Annotated in this window: 14 protein-coding genes; all 14 read right to left on the bottom strand. The window is 50.8% G+C overall.

Annotation, left to right across the window (positions count from 1 at the left end; genetic code table 11):
• Nucleotides 1–140: 140 nt before the first annotated feature.
• The 14 genes from pstS to mnmG all read right to left on the bottom strand — a co-directional run bounded on the left by pstS (nucleotide 141) and on the right by mnmG (nucleotide 15,727).
• On the bottom strand, nucleotides 141–1,181 hold the full coding sequence (gene pstS, locus HV352_RS23495; RefSeq protein WP_016155079.1) for a phosphate ABC transporter substrate-binding protein PstS: 1,041 nt from the start codon (nucleotides 1,179–1,181) through the stop codon (nucleotides 141–143).
• 333 nt (nucleotides 1,182–1,514) lie between these two features.
• Nucleotides 1,515–3,344 carry a glutamine--fructose-6-phosphate transaminase (isomerizing) gene (gene glmS / locus HV352_RS23490; RefSeq protein ID WP_016155081.1) on the bottom strand — a complete coding sequence of 610 codons (1,830 nt, stop codon included), beginning with the start codon at nucleotides 3,342–3,344 and terminating at the stop codon, nucleotides 1,515–1,517.
• Between the two features lie 223 nt (nucleotides 3,345–3,567).
• Nucleotides 3,568–4,938 (bottom strand): bifunctional UDP-N-acetylglucosamine diphosphorylase/glucosamine-1-phosphate N-acetyltransferase GlmU, encoded by a 1,371-nt coding sequence (gene glmU, locus HV352_RS23485; RefSeq protein ID WP_019077996.1) that lies wholly within the window; start codon nucleotides 4,936–4,938, stop codon nucleotides 3,568–3,570.
• A 673-nt stretch (nucleotides 4,939–5,611) separates the two neighbouring features.
• Complete coding sequence (locus tag HV352_RS23480; RefSeq protein ID WP_003023809.1) at nucleotides 5,612–6,031, bottom strand: F0F1 ATP synthase subunit epsilon; 420 nt, start codon at nucleotides 6,029–6,031, stop codon at nucleotides 5,612–5,614.
• A gap of 20 nt (nucleotides 6,032–6,051) precedes the next feature.
• Complete coding sequence (gene atpD, locus HV352_RS23475) at nucleotides 6,052–7,434, bottom strand: F0F1 ATP synthase subunit beta (RefSeq protein ID WP_003023806.1); 1,383 nt, start codon at nucleotides 7,432–7,434, stop codon at nucleotides 6,052–6,054.
• 26 nt (nucleotides 7,435–7,460) lie between these two features.
• Entirely contained in the window at nucleotides 7,461–8,324 is an 864-nt protein-coding gene (gene atpG / locus HV352_RS23470) for a F0F1 ATP synthase subunit gamma (protein ID WP_016155083.1), read from the bottom strand.
• 50 nt (nucleotides 8,325–8,374) lie between these two features.
• Nucleotides 8,375–9,916 carry a F0F1 ATP synthase subunit alpha gene (atpA, locus tag HV352_RS23465; RefSeq protein WP_003023802.1) on the bottom strand — a complete coding sequence of 514 codons (1,542 nt, stop codon included), beginning with the start codon at nucleotides 9,914–9,916 and terminating at the stop codon, nucleotides 8,375–8,377.
• Nucleotides 9,917–9,928: 12 nt separating this feature from the next.
• Entirely contained in the window at nucleotides 9,929–10,462 is a 534-nt protein-coding gene (gene atpH / locus HV352_RS23460; RefSeq protein ID WP_006687767.1) for a F0F1 ATP synthase subunit delta, read from the bottom strand.
• Between the two features lie 14 nt (nucleotides 10,463–10,476).
• Entirely contained in the window at nucleotides 10,477–10,947 is a 471-nt protein-coding gene (atpF, locus tag HV352_RS23455; RefSeq protein WP_003827022.1) for a F0F1 ATP synthase subunit B, read from the bottom strand.
• 59 nt (nucleotides 10,948–11,006) lie between these two features.
• Nucleotides 11,007–11,246, bottom strand: coding sequence for a F0F1 ATP synthase subunit C (gene atpE, locus HV352_RS23450; protein ID WP_003023794.1), 240 nt, complete (start codon nucleotides 11,244–11,246; stop codon nucleotides 11,007–11,009).
• Between the two features lie 46 nt (nucleotides 11,247–11,292).
• Nucleotides 11,293–12,108 (bottom strand): F0F1 ATP synthase subunit A, encoded by an 816-nt coding sequence (atpB, locus tag HV352_RS23445; RefSeq protein ID WP_003023792.1) that lies wholly within the window; start codon nucleotides 12,106–12,108, stop codon nucleotides 11,293–11,295.
• A gap of 7 nt (nucleotides 12,109–12,115) precedes the next feature.
• Nucleotides 12,116–12,496 (bottom strand): F0F1 ATP synthase subunit I, encoded by a 381-nt coding sequence (atpI, locus tag HV352_RS23440; RefSeq protein WP_003023790.1) that lies wholly within the window; start codon nucleotides 12,494–12,496, stop codon nucleotides 12,116–12,118.
• Nucleotides 12,497–13,110: 614 nt separating this feature from the next.
• The gene (rsmG, locus tag HV352_RS23435) at nucleotides 13,111–13,734 is read right to left on the bottom strand and encodes a 16S rRNA (guanine(527)-N(7))-methyltransferase RsmG (RefSeq protein WP_016155084.1); all 624 of its coding nucleotides are present in this window, start codon (nucleotides 13,732–13,734) and stop codon (nucleotides 13,111–13,113) included.
• Nucleotides 13,735–13,837: 103 nt separating this feature from the next.
• A complete protein-coding gene (gene mnmG, locus HV352_RS23430; protein WP_016155085.1) occupies nucleotides 13,838–15,727 on the bottom strand; it encodes a tRNA uridine-5-carboxymethylaminomethyl(34) synthesis enzyme MnmG in 1,890 nt (629 codons plus the stop codon).
• Nucleotides 15,728–15,894 lie beyond the last annotated feature (167 nt).

The raw sequence follows: 15,894 nt of genomic DNA, 5'->3' as shown, positions 1-15,894 counted from the left end.
GCTAACGTAATGCCATACCCTAAATAATTCGAGTTGCAGCAAGGCGGCAAGCTTGTGAATACCCAGGAGCATAGATTCACTATGTGACTGGGGTGAACAAGCACAGCCAACACAGCTGCGGCTCGAAGTATGACGGGTATTTAGTACAGCGCTTTACCGCTGCTGTCCTTCACGTTGGTCTTCCATGCAGCACGAATCTGCTCAACCACGCTGTCCGGCAGGCTGGCGTAATCCAGGTCATTAGCCTGTTTGCCGCCATTTTTGTACGCCCAATCGAAGAACTTCAGCACTTCAGCGCCCTGCTCAGGTTTCTTCTGCTCTTTATGCACCAGGATGAAGGTGGTGGAAGTGATCGGCCACGCATCATCACCTTTCTGGTTAGTCAGATCCTGAGCGAAGGTTTTGCTCCAGTCAGCGCCTTTTGCAGCGTTGGCAAAGTTTTCTTCGGTCGGACTTACCGGTTTGCCATCAGCAGAGACCAGCTTGGTGTACGCCAGGTTGTTCTGCTTAGCGTAAGCGTACTCAACGTAGCCGATAGAACCCGGCAGACGCTGTACGAACGCAGCGATACCGTCGTTACCTTTACCACCCAGACCGGTCGGCCAGTTAACGGTAGAGCCGGAACCAATTTTAGATTTCCACTCTTCGTTCACTTTCGCCAGGTAGCTGGTGAAAACGAATGAAGTACCGGAACCGTCAGCACGACGCACAACGGCGATATTCTGAGAAGGCAGCTTCAGACCCGGGTTCAGTTTGGTGATGGCTTCATCATCCCACTTCTTAATTTTACCGAGGTAGATGTCGCCCAGCGTTTTACCGTCCAGCACCAGTTCGCCGGATTTCAGGCCAGGGATGTTCACCGCCAGCACCACACCACCGATAACAGTCGGGAACTGGAACAGGCCTTCTTGCGCCAGTTTCTCGTCAGACAACGGTGCGTCAGAGGCGCCGAAATCAACGGTATTGGCCGTAATTTGTTTTACACCACCGGAGGAGCCGATACCCTGGTAGTTTACTTTGCTACCGGTCTCTTTCTGATAGGTATCTGCCCATTTGGCATACACTGGCGCAGGGAATGTTGCACCTGCACCTGTCAGGCTCGCTGCTGCAAACGCAGAAAACGCGCTCATGGATAAGGTCGCGGCGACAACAGTTGCGACAGTGGTACGCATAACTTTCATAATGTCTCCTGCACGGTTTTCGTAAATCGTTGTTTGAGTTGCTACTGTGAGCAAAATAGGACAAACAGGTGACAGTTAAATGTACGAAATATGACAGTTTTATGACAATGAAAAACTTGGGAAGTTTTTTATCTAAAAATACATTTAAAACAGAATGTTAATCACCATCATGACAATAACATTTCGCTGAAATTTTCTTTTTATGACACTGAAAACAGTAGTTGAAGATAACGGTTTGTCACATAAAACAGGCGGGATAATTGATTAAAAACAGAACAAGCTAAAAAAATGCCCCGCTTGCAGCAGGGCATTTTCAGTTCAGTTAAGTGCGGATTACTCTACGGTAACCGACTTTGCCAGGTTACGCGGCTGGTCCACGTCGGTGCCTTTAATCAGCGCCACGTGATACGCCAGCAACTGCAGCGGAACGGTGTAGAAGATCGGTGCAATCACCTCTTCCACATGCGGCATCTCAATGATGTGCATGTTTTCGCTGCTGGTAAAGCCAGCATCCTGGTCCGCAAAGACGTACAACTGACCGCCACGAGCGCGAACTTCTTCAATGTTGGATTTCAGTTTTTCCAACAGTTCGTTGTTCGGTGCAACTACGATAACCGGCATATCGGCATCAATCAGCGCCAGCGGACCGTGTTTCAGTTCGCCTGCAGCATAAGCTTCAGCGTGAATATAAGAGATCTCTTTCAGCTTCAGCGCGCCTTCCAGCGCAATCGGGTACTGATCGCCACGGCCCAGGAACAGCGCATGGTGTTTGTCTGAGAAACCTTCCGCCAGAGCGGCAATGCGTTTGTCCTGAGACAGCATCTGCTCAATACGGCTCGGCAGTGCCTGCAGACCATGAACGATCTCCTGCTCGATAGACGCATCCAGACCTTTCAGACGAGACAGTTTCGCCACCAGCATCAGCAGAACGGTCAGTTGGGTGGTAAATGCTTTCGTCGAGGCCACACCGATTTCGGTACCGGCATTGGTCATCATCGCCAGGTCGGATTCGCGCACCAGAGAAGATCCCGGTACGTTACAAATAGCCAGCGAGCCCAGATAGCCCAGCTCTTTAGATAAGCGCAGACCCGCCAGGGTATCCGCCGTTTCACCGGACTGGGAAAGGGTAATCATCAGGCTGTTACGACGCACGGCGGATTTGCGATAGCGGAACTCGGAAGCGATTTCGACATCACAAGGAATACCAGCCAGCGATTCAAACCAGTAGCGGGACACCATACCGGAGTTGTAGGACGTACCGCAGGCGATAATCTGGATATGCTCAACCTGAGACAGCAACTCGTTGGCACGTGAACCCAGCTCGCTTAAATCCACTTCACCGTGACTAATGCGACCGGTCAGCGTATTTTTAATTGCGTTAGGCTGTTCGTAGATCTCTTTCTGCATGTAGTGGCGATAAATACCTTTTTCGCCCGCGTCATACTGCAGATTCGATTCGATATCCTGACGCTTCACTTGTGCGCCAGACTTGTCAAAAATAGAGACAGAACGACGGGTCACTTCTGCGATGTCACCTTCTTCCAGGAAGATAAAGCGACGGGTTACCGGCAGCAGCGCCAGCTGATCGGAAGCGATAAAGTTTTCCCCCATCCCCAGACCAATCACCAGCGGGCTACCTGAACGGGCCGCCAGCAGCGTTTCTGGGTTACGCGTATCCATGATCACCGTGCCATAGGCACCGCGCAACTGTGGAATAGTACGCAGTACAGCTTCACGCAGCGTACCACCCTGTTCCAGTTCCCAATGCACCAGGTGAGCAATCACTTCGGTGTCGGTTTCAGAAACAAAGGTGTAACCACGGGTTTTCAGTAGTTCACGCAGAGGTTCATGGTTTTCAATGATGCCGTTATGCACCACAACAATGTGTTCAGAAACATGGGGATGCGCGTTCGCTTCTGAAGGTTCACCGTGTGTCGCCCAACGGGTATGAGCGATACCTGTACCACCATGCAGCGGATGTTCTTCCGCAGCAGCAGTCAGCATCTGCACTTTACCCAGACGACGCAGACGGGTCATGTTGCCTTCAGCATCGACAACGGCCAGACCAGCAGAGTCATAACCACGATATTCCAGACGACGTAAACCTTCGAGAAGGATTTCAGCTACATCACGCTGCGCGATAGCGCCAACAATTCCACACATATTTTTTGATTCCGAATTTAGGCATTTGCCTGTCGTTGTCGCTGACCTGTATTTGCCCTTTCCGGGCGCCCCGAGCCTTGTAGAGAGTGGGGTTATTTTTATGGTACTGCTTGTTGAGCGGAGGATTATGTTATCCCCTCATCTCTTGTCTGCCTGATGGCGCTTACGCTTATCAGGCCTACAAAACGTCACCGCACGTAGGCCGCCATCCGGCAAAAATCACTTACTTCTTCTTCACCGGACGCTGCCAGCCCTGTTTATGGACCTGAGGTACACGACTTAATACCAGTTCGTTATCGGCGACATTACGCGTTACGGTAGTGCCAGCAGCGATGGTGGCACCTTTACCCACGGTGACAGGCGCCACCAACTGAGTATCAGAACCCACAAACACATCATCACCAATAATGGTTTTAAACTTATTGGCACCATCGTAGTTGCAGGTAATCGTACCTGCGCCGATATTCACGTTATCGCCGATTTCCGCATCGCCCAGATAGGTCAGATGACCGGCTTTAGAACCTTTACCCAGACGCGCTTTTTTCATTTCGACGAAGTTACCCACGTGCGCGCCTTCCTGCAGCTCAGCACCCGGGCGCAGACGCGCGAATGGACCGATGGTGCAAGCGGCTTCCAGATGGGCATCTTCCACCACACTGTATGGGCTAAGCTCACAACCTTCACCAATCACGCTGTTTTTGATGATACAGCCAGCACCAATCTTGACGCGATCCCCAACGGTTACGTTACCTTCAATGATAACGTTAGTATCAATTTCAACATCGCGCCCGTGAATAAGCGTACCGCGAAGATCAAAACGTGCAGGATCGCGCAGCATCACGCCCGCCAACAACAGTTTCTCTGCTTGCTCAGACTGATAAACACGCTCCAGACGGGATAACTGAAGACGGTTATTCACCCCTTCCGTTTCGCTAATACGTGCCGGATGTACCGCAGCAATTTCGCGTCCTTCCTGATACGCCATCGCAATGATATCGGTGATGTAGTATTCACCCTGCGCATTGTTATTGGTGAGTTTGGACAGCCAGCGCTTCATATCAGCGCCATTGGCAATCAGAATACCAGTGTTGATTTCCTGGATTTGGCGCTGCTCGTCAGTTGCATCTTTATGCTCGACGATACCGGTGACGTTACCGTTCTCACGCGTAATACGCCCATAGCCGGATGGATCATCCAGTTTTACCGTTAACAGGCCGATGCCGCCCTGCGGTTTAGCATCACGCAGGCTACGTAAGGTATCGGTAGAGATCAGCGGCACATCGCCATAGAGCATTAAAATGTCTTCGTCATCACCAAAGAATGGCGCTGCCTGCTGCATTGCATGGCCGGTCCCCAACTGCTCTGCCTGCAGAATCCAGTTTAGATTGCCATCTTTCAGCGTCTGCTTAAGCAAATCACCACCGTGCCCGTAGACCAGATGTACGTGAGTGGCACCTAATTCATTAGCGGCATCAATGACATGCTGAACCATCGGCTTTCCTGCGAGGGTATGCAGCACTTTAGGGAGATCGGAATACATACGCGTGCCTTTGCCTGCGGCAAGGATCACGACGCTCATAGCATTATTCAACATACACGTCCTGACTGTAATTTGAGAACGAATTTATACCGTTTCACATTGAAAATACTACATTTTTTTCATCGTGAAATGGACCGAAGATAAAACGTTCAATCGGGGAAATTTCCCCTCTGATAACACTCTATTTTCGTCTATTTCGGCGTCTTTTGTCTCCCAAAAACCAGGAGGCAGCTCTTATTAAAGCCTTAGGTTAATGTTTTTGCTATTTTTTTACTGCATGAATAAAGAGTTACAAAAGAAAAATACAATTTTATTAATGTGATTCAGCGAGAAGCAAAAAAAACAGACAGGGAAAATAGAGTTTTAAAAGGGAAGAGGACAAACGATCAAGCGGAGGAGGGGGATTTAATAACAGCTGGCGCGTGCTGATAACCGTATGAAGCATCGCGCCACAGAGCAGGTCGGGAAGACTAAACTTCCATACTGCTGAAAAGGGCGATGATTTTGTTAATCAGTTTCATGTTGGTATCCTGTTTTTATCTGAGTTAATTATGTGACACACATCACACAAAAAAGAGTCTACGCCTCATTTTTTAACCGATCAATATTTTTGTGACACAAATCACAAAAATATAAAACAGCTTTTTAGTTCCACTTTCACTGAAACAAAACCATAAAAAAAGCCAGCCTGGCAACCAGACTGGCTTTTGTGCTTTTCAAGCCGGTGTTACATCGCTTTTTTGGTCAACTCGATAACGCGCAGTTTCGCGATCGCTTTGGCCAGTTCCGCAGATGCCTGAGCGTAATCCACGTCACCATGAGAGCTCTTAATGTGCTCTTCAGCCTTACGCTTCGCTTCCAGGGCTCTCGCTTCATCGAGATCCTGTCCGCGAATCGCGGTATCAGCCAGAACGGTCACGCTGCCAGGCTGCACTTCGAGAATGCCGCCGGACAGATAGATAAACTCTTCATGACCGAACTGTTTAACGATGCGGATCATACCAGGCTTAATGGCGGTGAGCAGCGGTGCGTGACCCGGGAAAATACCCAGTTCACCTTCACTACCCGTTACCTGGATTTTTTCGACCAGACCAGAGAACATTTGCTGCTCTGCGCTGACGACGTCCAGGTGGTAAGTCATTGCCATATCACCCTCCGATTAAGGCGTTAAAGTTTTTTGGCTTTTTCCACGGCTTCGTCGATAGAACCAACCATGTAGAACGCCTGCTCTGGCAGGTGGTCGTATTCGCCTTCCATGATGCCTTTAAAGCCACGGATGGTGTCTTTCAGGGATACGTATTTACCCGGAGAACCGGTGAATACTTCCGCAACGAAGAACGGCTGGGACAGGAAGCGCTGAATTTTACGTGCGCGTGCTACCACCAGTTTGTCTTCTTCAGACAGTTCATCCATACCCAGGATGGCGATGATGTCTTTCAGTTCCTGATAACGCTGCAGCAGAGACTGTACGCCACGCGCGGTGTCGTAGTGTTCCTGACCAACAACCAGCGGATCCAACTGACGGCTGGTGGAGTCCAGCGGGTCAACTGCCGGGTAGATACCCAGAGATGCGATCTGACGGCTCAGTACCACGGTTGCATCTAAGTGAGCAAAGGTGGTTGCTGGGGATGGGTCAGTCAAGTCATCCGCAGGTACATATACCGCCTGAACGGAGGTGATAGAACCGGTTTTGGTAGAGGTGATACGTTCCTGAAGAACACCCATCTCTTCCGCCAGGGTCGGCTGGTAGCCTACCGCTGATGGCATACGACCCAGCAGTGCGGATACTTCTGTACCGGCCAGGGTGTAACGATAGATGTTATCAACGAACAGCAGAACGTCACGACCTTCGTCACGGAACTTCTCTGCCATGGTCAGACCGGTCAGAGCAACGCGCAGACGGTTTCCCGGCGGCTCGTTCATCTGGCCATATACCAGGGATACTTTGTCCAGAACGTTGGAGTCGGTCATTTCGTGGTAGAAGTCGTTACCCTCACGAGTACGTTCACCCACGCCCGCAAACACGGAGTAACCGGAGTGTTCGATCGCGATGTTACGGATCAGCTCCATCATGTTTACGGTTTTACCTACACCCGCACCACCGAACAGACCAACTTTACCGCCCTTAGCGAACGGACACATCAGGTCGATAACTTTGATGCCGGTTTCCAGCAGTTCCTGGGAGCTGGACAGCTCTTCATAGGAAGGTGCCGCGCGGTGGATAGCCCAACGCTCTTCTTCACCGATATCGCCTTTCATGTCGATCGGGTGACCCAGGACGTTCATGATACGACCCAGAGTTGCTTTACCTACCGGGACTTCGATCGGGTGCTCGAGATCTTTGACTTCCAGACCACGACGCAGACCGTCGGAAGAACCCATGGCGATGGTACGTACGATACCGCCGCCGAGCTGCTGCTGAACTTCCAGCACCAGGCTCTCTTTACCATTCATAACCTCAAGAGCATCGTACACGCGCGGTACGGCATCCTGAGGGAATTCGACGTCAACCACGGCGCCGATTACCTGGACAATTTTTCCAGTAGCCATCTTGAATCCTCTACGAATTAACCTGGTTATACCGCGGATGCACCACCGACGATTTCGGTGAGTTCCTGAGTAATGCTGGCCTGACGAGCTTTGTTGTATACCAACTGCAGCTCTTTAATCAGGCTGCCGCCATTGTCGGTCGCGGCTTTCATCGCCACCATACGTGCGGCCTGCTCGCTGGCCAGGTTTTCTACCACGCCCTGATAAACCTGAGACTCGACATAACGACGCAGCAGGGTATCCAGCAGCGCTTTCGGGTCTGGCTCATACAGGTAATCCCAGGATTTACGCTTCAATTCATCATCATCTGATGCCGGCAGAGGCAGCAGTTGGGTGATGGTTGGCGTCTGAGACATGGTGTTAATAAATTTGTTGCTGACAACGTACAGTCTGTCCAGACGACCTTCATCGTAGGCCTGCAGCATCACTTTAACCGGACCGATCAGTTCGGACAGGGAAGGGTTATCCCCCATGCCGGTTACCTGAGCAATCACATTACCGCCAACGGAGTTAAAGAAAGACACGCCCTTAGAGCCGATCATTGCGATATCGCACTGAACGCCTTTATCGGACCATGCTTTCATATCCGCCAGCAGCTTTTTGAACAGGTTAATGTTCAAGCCACCGCACAGACCACGGTCGGTCGACACCACCAGGTAGCCCACGCGCTTAACGTCGCGTTCTTCCAGGTAAGGGTGCTTATATTCCAGATTACCATTCGCAAGGTGACCAATCACTTTGCGCATGGTCTCTGCATAAGGACGGCTGGCCGCCATGCGATCCTGCGATTTACGCATTTTGGAAGCGGCGACCATCTCCATCGCTTTAGTGATCTTCTGCGTGTTCTGGACGCTTGCGATCTTACTACGTATCTCTTTTGCGCCGGCCATGAGCTTCTCCTCAATGCCTTGCGGTCCGCCCTAAAGCAGACCGCCAGACGTTACCAGGACTGGGTTGCCTTGAAGGAATCGAGGATAGCTTTCAGCTTGCCTTCGATTTCATCGTTATAGCCACCGGACTGGTTGATCTCTTGCATCAGCGGAGCGTGGTCACGGTCAACGTAAGCCAGCAGAGCGGCTTCAAAGCTACCGATTTTCGCCAGTTCCACATCTTCGAGGTAACCGCGTTCAGCCGCAAACAGCACCACACCCTGCTGTGCTACAGACATTGGGGCGTACTGTTTCTGCTTCAGCAGTTCAGTTACTTTCTGACCGTGGCTCAGCTGCTTACGAGTAGCTTCATCCAGGTCGGAAGCGAACTGAGAAAACGCTGCCAGTTCACGATACTGCGCCAGTGCGGTACGAATACCACCGGACAGTTTCTTGATGATCTTGGTCTGCGCTGCACCACCTACACGAGATACGGAGATACCCGGGTTAACTGCCGGACGAATACCGGAGTTGAACAGGTTGGTTTCCAGGAAGATCTGACCATCTGTAATGGAAATTACGTTGGTCGGAACGAACGCAGAAACGTCACCCGCCTGGGTTTCGATAATCGGCAGAGCGGTCAGGGAGCCGGTTTTACCTTTAACTTCACCATTGGTGAACTTCTCAACGTATTCCGCGTTTACGCGGGATGCGCGCTCCAGCAGACGGGAGTGGAGGTAAAATACGTCGCCCGGGAATGCTTCACGTCCTGGTGGACGACGGAGCAGCAGGGAAACCTGACGGTAAGCAACAGCCTGTTTAGACAGGTCATCGTAAACGATCAGCGCGTCTTCACCGCGGTCACGGAAGTATTCGCCCATTGCGCAACCGGCATATGGCGCCAGGTATTGCAGAGCAGCAGATTCAGACGCGGTCGCCACAACAACGATGGTGTTGGACAGTGCGCCGTGTTCTTCCAGTTTACGAACCACGTTAGAAATGGTGGACGCTTTCTGGCCGATAGCCACGTACACACATTTGATACCGGAATCACGCTGGTTGATGATGGCGTCGATTGCCATCGCGGTTTTACCTGTCTGACGGTCACCGATGATCAGCTCACGCTGGCCACGACCGATTGGGATCATGGCATCAACAGATTTATAACCTGTCTGTACTGGCTGGTCGACGGACTGACGTTCGATTACGCCTGGTGCGATAACTTCGATTGGCGAGAAGCCATCGTTATCAACCGGACCTTTACCGTCAATTGGAGAACCCAGAGTGTTCACCACACGACCCAGCAGGCCACGGCCAACCGGAACTTCCAGAATACGACCCGTACACTTAACCTTCATGCCTTCGGCGAGGTCAGCGTATGGACCCATCACAACGGCACCTACGGAGTCGCGCTCCAGGTTCAGTGCGATAGCGTAACGGTTACCCGGCAGGGAAATCATCTCACCCTGCATACAATCGGCCAGGCCGTGAATGCGGATAACACCGTCACTTACAGAAACAATAGTACCTTCGTTGTGAGCTTCGCTCACAACATTGAACTGAGCAATGCGCTGCTTGATCAGTTCGCTGATTTCGGTGGAATTCAGTTGCATGCTCCAGTCCCCTTAAGACTGCAAGACGTCTGCAAGGCGCTCAAGACGGCCGCGTACGCTGCCATCAATGACCATATCACCCGCTCGGATGATTACGCCAGCCATTACAGACTTATCGATTTTGCAATTCAGCTTAACTTTGCGTGACAGACGTTTTTCCATCGCTGCACTAATCTTCGTAAGCTGTTCATCACTCAGTGCATTGGCAGAAGTGACTTCTACCTCAGAGATAGCCTCACTGGCTGCACGCAGATGAATAAACTGCTCAAGAACATCCGGGAGCGCATTCAGACGGTTATTTTCAGCCATTACCCTAATCAGGTTTTGGCCGCTTTCGTCCAGCTGCTCACCGCACACGGCGATAAACGACTCAGCGAGCGTTTCCGGCGCCAGCGCGCCAGAGAGAAGCTCTGCCATTTGTTCGTTTTTCGTCACCTCAGCGGCAAACGTCAGCATATCCTGCCAACGGTCAACGCTTTGGTGCTCAACGGCAAAGTCAAAAGCTGCTTTGGCGTAGGGGCGAGCTACCGTAATAAATTCAGACATCAGCCCCTCCCTCCTTACAGTTCAGCGACAAGTTTGTCCACGATGTCGCTATTAGCAGCTTCATCCACGGAACGTTCGATGATCTTCTCGGCGCCAGCAACAGCCAGGATAGCAACTTGCTTACGCAGTTCTTCGCGAGCACGTTTACGCTCGGCGTCAATTTCCGCCTGCGCCTGTGCCACGATTTTAGTACGTTCCTGCTCTGCTTCAGTTTTAGCTTCGTCCAGGATCTGAGCACGGCGTTTGTTCGCCTGCTCGATGATTACCTGAGCTTCCGCCTTCGCTTTTTTCAGCTGGTCGGTCGCGCTGGCCTTTGCAAGGTCAAGATCCTTATGTGCTCGTTCTGCAGAAGCAAGGCCGTCAGCAATTTCTTTTTGACGTTTTTCGATGGCAGCCATTAAAGGCGGCCATACGTACTTCATGCAGAACAGAACGAACAGGACAAACGCGATGGCCTGGCCGAGGATTGTTGCGTTAAGATTCACAGCACAATGCCTCTATCTAGTTAACGTTCTGATATTGCTCTTAATTCAAGCAACGCTTACTACGCGACAGCAAACATCACGTACAGACCCAGACCTACAGCGATCATTGGGATTGCATCCACCAGACCCATAACGATAAAGAACTGAGTACGCAGCAGAGGAATCAGATCCGGTTGACGCGCTGCGCCTTCCAGGAATTTACCCCCGAGGATGCCGATACCGATCGCAGCACCGATTGCCGCCAGACCCATCATCACAGCGGCAGCAATGTACAGCAGATCCATATTCAGGTTTTCCATGACAGTCTCCAGTTTGTTTCAGTTAAAACGTAGTAGTGTTGGTAAATTAATGCTCTTCAGATGCCATCGACAGATAGACAATCGTCAGAACCATAAATATGAAGGCTTGCAGCGTGATAATCAGTATGTGGAAAATGGCCCATGGCACATTCAGGATCCACTGTGACCACCACGGCAACAGACCAGCAATCAGAATGAAAATCAGCTCACCGGCATACATGTTGCCGAACAGTCGCAGACCAAGAGAAATTGGTTTGGACAGCAGGCTTACCCCTTCAAGGATTAAGTTGACAGGGATGAACGCCCAGTGATTGAACGGCTGCAGCGTCAACTCTTTCGCGAAGCCGCCGATGCCTTTCATTTTGATGCTGTAGAACAGAATGAGGATAAATACGCCCAGCGCCATCGACAGGGTGATGTTCACGTCAGCAGACGGAACCACACGCAGAGCCGGCAGGCCAAAGATATGCTCACCGATGTACGGCAGCAGGTCGATAGGCAGTAAATCCATCAAGTTCATCAGGAATACCCAGACGAAAATCGTCAGGGCCAGCGGAGCAATCAGCTTGCTTTTGCCATGGTACATGTCTTTCACGCTACCATGCACAAAGCCGATTACCAGCTCAATCGCGGTCTGAAATTTACCTGGTACGCCGCTGGTCGCCTTTTTAGCTACGCTACGGAACATAAGCAGGAACAACAGACCCAGAACCACCGAGAAGAAAATGGAGTCAATATTGAGCGTCCAGAAGGTGGCTGGGGGGTTGTGCGGATCCACCAGCGAGAATGTACGTAGGTCCAACTGAAGGTTATTCAGATGGTGTCCTATGTAATCCTGCGGCGTCATATTTTCTGAAGCCATGATGCCTTTACCCTTTGTTGTTAATTACAGCCGGCGCCAGTATCTGAACCACCAGCACCAAAACCCACGTAACGATCAGCGGCATGAATACCGCTTTCAAAACAGCCAACGCCACCACCAGCAAAACCAGCATAGCTAACACCTTGAAGGCTTCGCCGAAGGCGAACGTCCAGGCTACTCGGCCTTTAGCTGGTGTATGCGCCTGGTGACGCCAGGCAAATATCATAAACAACACATTAGGCAGTAACACTGCCAATCCACCGCACAATGCGGAGATGCCCCAGAAAGGGTCTTTGAGGCTAAACAGCAATCCACTTGCTATTACCGCCAGAAACTGTGTGAGCAAAAGCTTACGAGCAACGTTTCGACTCAAGAGCGACATAGACATCACGTTTTTACTCCTGCTCCCTTCGAGGTATGCCGCGTGTCGTATAAAACGTTCTTTATGGCTTAGAGTCAAGCATCAAAAAGCGGTCAAATTATACGGTGCGCCTTCGTGATTTCAAACAATAAGTAGCTAAAAAGTGAATAAATGTTTAAATATTTTTCGCTACCCCACATTTATCACTTTTAAGCAAACTGTGAACGATCATGCAAAACTGCAAATGCCGCGTAAATACTGGCGGCAAAGCGTGCACCAGATCACATATTGAACATATTCACCTTCGCATAATTTATTTACGTGGCAAATGATGCCTTTTCATCTTTTTGATATTTAAGCGTAAAAATAGCCACTATTTCAAAAACAACAGCTAACAACAAAAAAACCACGCATTGACATTTATAATAAAAAATTAACACAACGGGTGGTTCTTACGTTCTATTTTTAGCAGACTGATATTTTCACAGCTGACTTGTTTCGCTTTTAACAAAAAACGGTACGTTATAGTTATGATGCAAAACCGTAAGGCGCTAGTGAATTGTAACGACATTTAACCACACTATTCCCTATGACTTTTAACACCTGAATAGCCGTTTTTTTTCTATTTTTTTTGATAAAAATTAAATTTTGTTTGGCTTAATAACCACCAGATGACGTTCACCATCCAGTTGCGGAACGCGTAATTTTTCGACCGACTCGACGCTGAATTCTGCAGGCAACGAAGCAATTTCGTCTTCTGGCAACTGCCCTTTTAGCGCATAAAAACGCCCATCCAGGCCAGGCAAATGATGGCACCAACTCACCATATCAGTAAGTGACGCGAACGCACGGCTAATGACCCCATCGAACGGCGGCTCTGAAGGGAATTCTTCAACGCGACTTTGCACAGGCGTGATGTTAGTAAGCGCAAGCTCATGCTGCACCTGACGCAAGAAACGGACGCGTTTTCCCAGACTATCCAGCAGTGTGAAATGCGCTTCTGGGCGCACGATAGAGAGAGGAATACCCGGCAGGCCCGGTCCCGTACCCACGTCAATAAAACGCTCCCCCTTCAGATACGGCGCGACGACAATACTGTCCAGAATATGGCGCACCAGCATTTCGTTGGGATCCCGTACCGACGTCAAGTTGTACGCTTTGTTCCATTTGTGCAGCATATCGACATACGCAATCAGCTGATTTTTCTGGTGATCGGTAAGAGAAATACCAGCATCAGCCAGCAGACGAGAGAGTTTGTTGAGCACGGTCGTTACCTGTTCATAATCAATTTCCCGATGCGCTATAGCTTATCGGGACTACAAATTTGTAGGGCGGGCAGGCGAAGCGCCCGCCGCCAAAATAGTGTTATCAAGCGCTGCGGCGCAGCATACCTTGTTTCTTCAACCATACCAGCAGAATGGAAATGGCGGCAGGCGTTACGCCAGAAATACGCGATGCCTGGCCGATCGATACCGGTTTGTGATCGTTCAGCTTGGCGATAACTTCATTCGACAAGCCTGAGACCTGACGATAATCCAGCGTTGCAGGCAACAGGGTGTTCTCATTACGCTGTTGTCTTTCGATTTCTTCCTGCTGACGGGCGATATACCCTTCGTATTTCACCTGAATCTCAACCTGTTCCGCGGCCTGAGCATCGTCGAGCGCTGGTGCAAACGCAGATAAAGAGGTCAACTGAGCATAGGTCATATCCGGGCGGCGCAGGAGATCTTCACCGCTGGCTTCACGTGACAAAGGCGTAGCCAGGTGAGCATTCACTTCTGCTGCAGATTCCGCTAACGGATTTACCCAGGTTGATTTGAGACGCTGACGTTCCTGTTCGATACGCTCCAGCTTCTCGTTGAAACGAGCCCAGCGCTCGTCGTCCACCAGACCCAGTTCACGACCAATTTCGGTCAGACGCAGGTCGGCGTTATCTTCGCGCAGCATCAAACGGTATTCTGCGCGTGAGGTGAACATACGGTACGGTTCTTTGGTGCCAAGCGTACACAGATCGTCCACCAGTACACCAAGATAAGCCTGATCGCGACGCGGTGCCCAACCGTCTTTCTCAGCAGACAAGCGTGCGGCGTTCAGACCCGCCAACATCCCTTGCGCAGCAGCTTCTTCGTAACCGGTAGTACCGTTAATCTGGCCCGCAAAGAACAGACCCTGGATGAATTTGCTTTCCAGAGTGGGTTTCAGGTCGCGCGGATCGAAGAAATCATACTCAATCGCGTAGCCAGGACGGACGATTCTGGCATTTTCCATTCCCTGCATGGAGCGGACAATTTGCATCTGCACATCGAACGGCAAGCTGGTGGAGATACCATTCGGATAAATTTCGTTAGACGTCAGTCCTTCCGGCTCGAGGAAGATCTGATGCTGATTACGATCGGCAAAGCGCATCACTTTGTCTTCGATCGACGGGCAGTAGCGCGGACCGATACCTTCGATCACGCCTGCGTACATCGGGCTACGATCGAGGTTATTGCGGATCACGTCATGGGTTCTCTCATTGGTATGCGTGATGTAACACGGCATCTGACGCGGATGTTGAGAAGCATCGCCCAAGAATGAGAAGACCGGCATCGGGTTATCGCTGTTTTGCTGGCCGAGCACGCTGAAATCAATAGTGCGTGCATCGATACGCGGCGGCGTACCGGTTTTCAGGCGGCTGACGCGCAACGGCAGTTCACGCAGACGGCGTGACAGCGGGATAGACGGCGGATCGCCAGCACGGCCGCCGCTGTAGTTGTCCAGACCAATATGAATTTTGCCGTCAAGAAAAGTCCCTACGGTTAACACAACCGCTTTGGCACGGAACTTCAGTCCCATTTGGGTCACTGCACCCACAACACGATCGTTTTCAACAATCAGATCTTCAACTGCCTGTTGGAAGATCATCAGATTGGGTTGATTCTCGAGTGCGGTGCGTACAGCCTGGCGATAGAGCACACGGTCGGCCTGAGCTCGGGTAGCACGAACGGCTGGCCCTTTGCTGGCGTTTAGTATCCTAAACTGGATACCTGCATGGTCGATCGCTTTTGCCATCAACCCACCAAGCGCATCCACTTCTTTTACCAGGTGTCCCTTCCCAATACCGCCGATCGCCGGGTTGCAGCTCATCTGTCCCAGAGTGTCGATATTGTGTGTCAAAAGCAGAGTCTGTTGACCCATTCGCGCCGCGGCCATTGCGGCCTCGGTGCCTGCATGACCCCCGCCAATGATGATGACGTCAAAAGGATCCTGATAAAACATGGTAATTGCCTCGCATAACGCGGTGTGAAAGTGGATTGAAGCCCGGGCCGTGGATTCTACTCAACTTTAGTCGATCGAGAAAGCCCTGGGATCCTGGGTATTAAAAAGAAGATCTTTTTATTTAGAGATCTGTTTTATTGTGATCTCTTATTAGGATCGCAACTTTC

Source organism: Citrobacter sp. RHBSTW-01044, from assembly GCF_013781945.1.
GTDB classification, from domain to species: domain Bacteria; phylum Pseudomonadota; class Gammaproteobacteria; order Enterobacterales; family Enterobacteriaceae; genus Citrobacter; species Citrobacter braakii.
This window is presented reverse-complemented; position numbering and strand designations above follow the sequence as displayed.

Bases quoted from the DNA above. Each gene is read 5' to 3' on its own strand.
- glmU (WP_019077996.1), bottom strand. From the start codon at position 4,938: ATGTTGAATAATGCTATGAGCGTCGTGATCCTTGCCGCAGGCAAAGGC.
- atpI (WP_003023790.1), bottom strand. From the start codon at position 12,496: ATGTCTATGTCGCTCTTGAGTCGAAACGTTGCTCGTAAGCTTTTGCTC.
- atpA (WP_003023802.1), bottom strand. From the start codon at position 9,916: ATGCAACTGAATTCCACCGAAATCAGCGAACTGATCAAGCAGCGCATT.
- atpB (WP_003023792.1), bottom strand. From the start codon at position 12,108: ATGGCTTCAGAAAATATGACGCCGCAGGATTACATAGGACACCATCTG.
- mnmG (WP_016155085.1), bottom strand. From the start codon at position 15,727: ATGTTTTATCAGGATCCTTTTGACGTCATCATCATTGGCGGGGGTCAT.
- glmS (WP_016155081.1), bottom strand. From the start codon at position 3,344: ATGTGTGGAATTGTTGGCGCTATCGCGCAGCGTGATGTAGCTGAAATC.
- HV352_RS23480 (WP_003023809.1), bottom strand. From the start codon at position 6,031: ATGGCAATGACTTACCACCTGGACGTCGTCAGCGCAGAGCAGCAAATG.
- atpH (WP_006687767.1), bottom strand. From the start codon at position 10,462: ATGTCTGAATTTATTACGGTAGCTCGCCCCTACGCCAAAGCAGCTTTT.
- pstS (WP_016155079.1), bottom strand. From the start codon at position 1,181: ATGAAAGTTATGCGTACCACTGTCGCAACTGTTGTCGCCGCGACCTTA.
- atpD (WP_003023806.1), bottom strand. From the start codon at position 7,434: ATGGCTACTGGAAAAATTGTCCAGGTAATCGGCGCCGTGGTTGACGTC.
- atpG (WP_016155083.1), bottom strand. From the start codon at position 8,324: ATGGCCGGCGCAAAAGAGATACGTAGTAAGATCGCAAGCGTCCAGAAC.
- atpE (WP_003023794.1), bottom strand. From the start codon at position 11,246: ATGGAAAACCTGAATATGGATCTGCTGTACATTGCTGCCGCTGTGATG.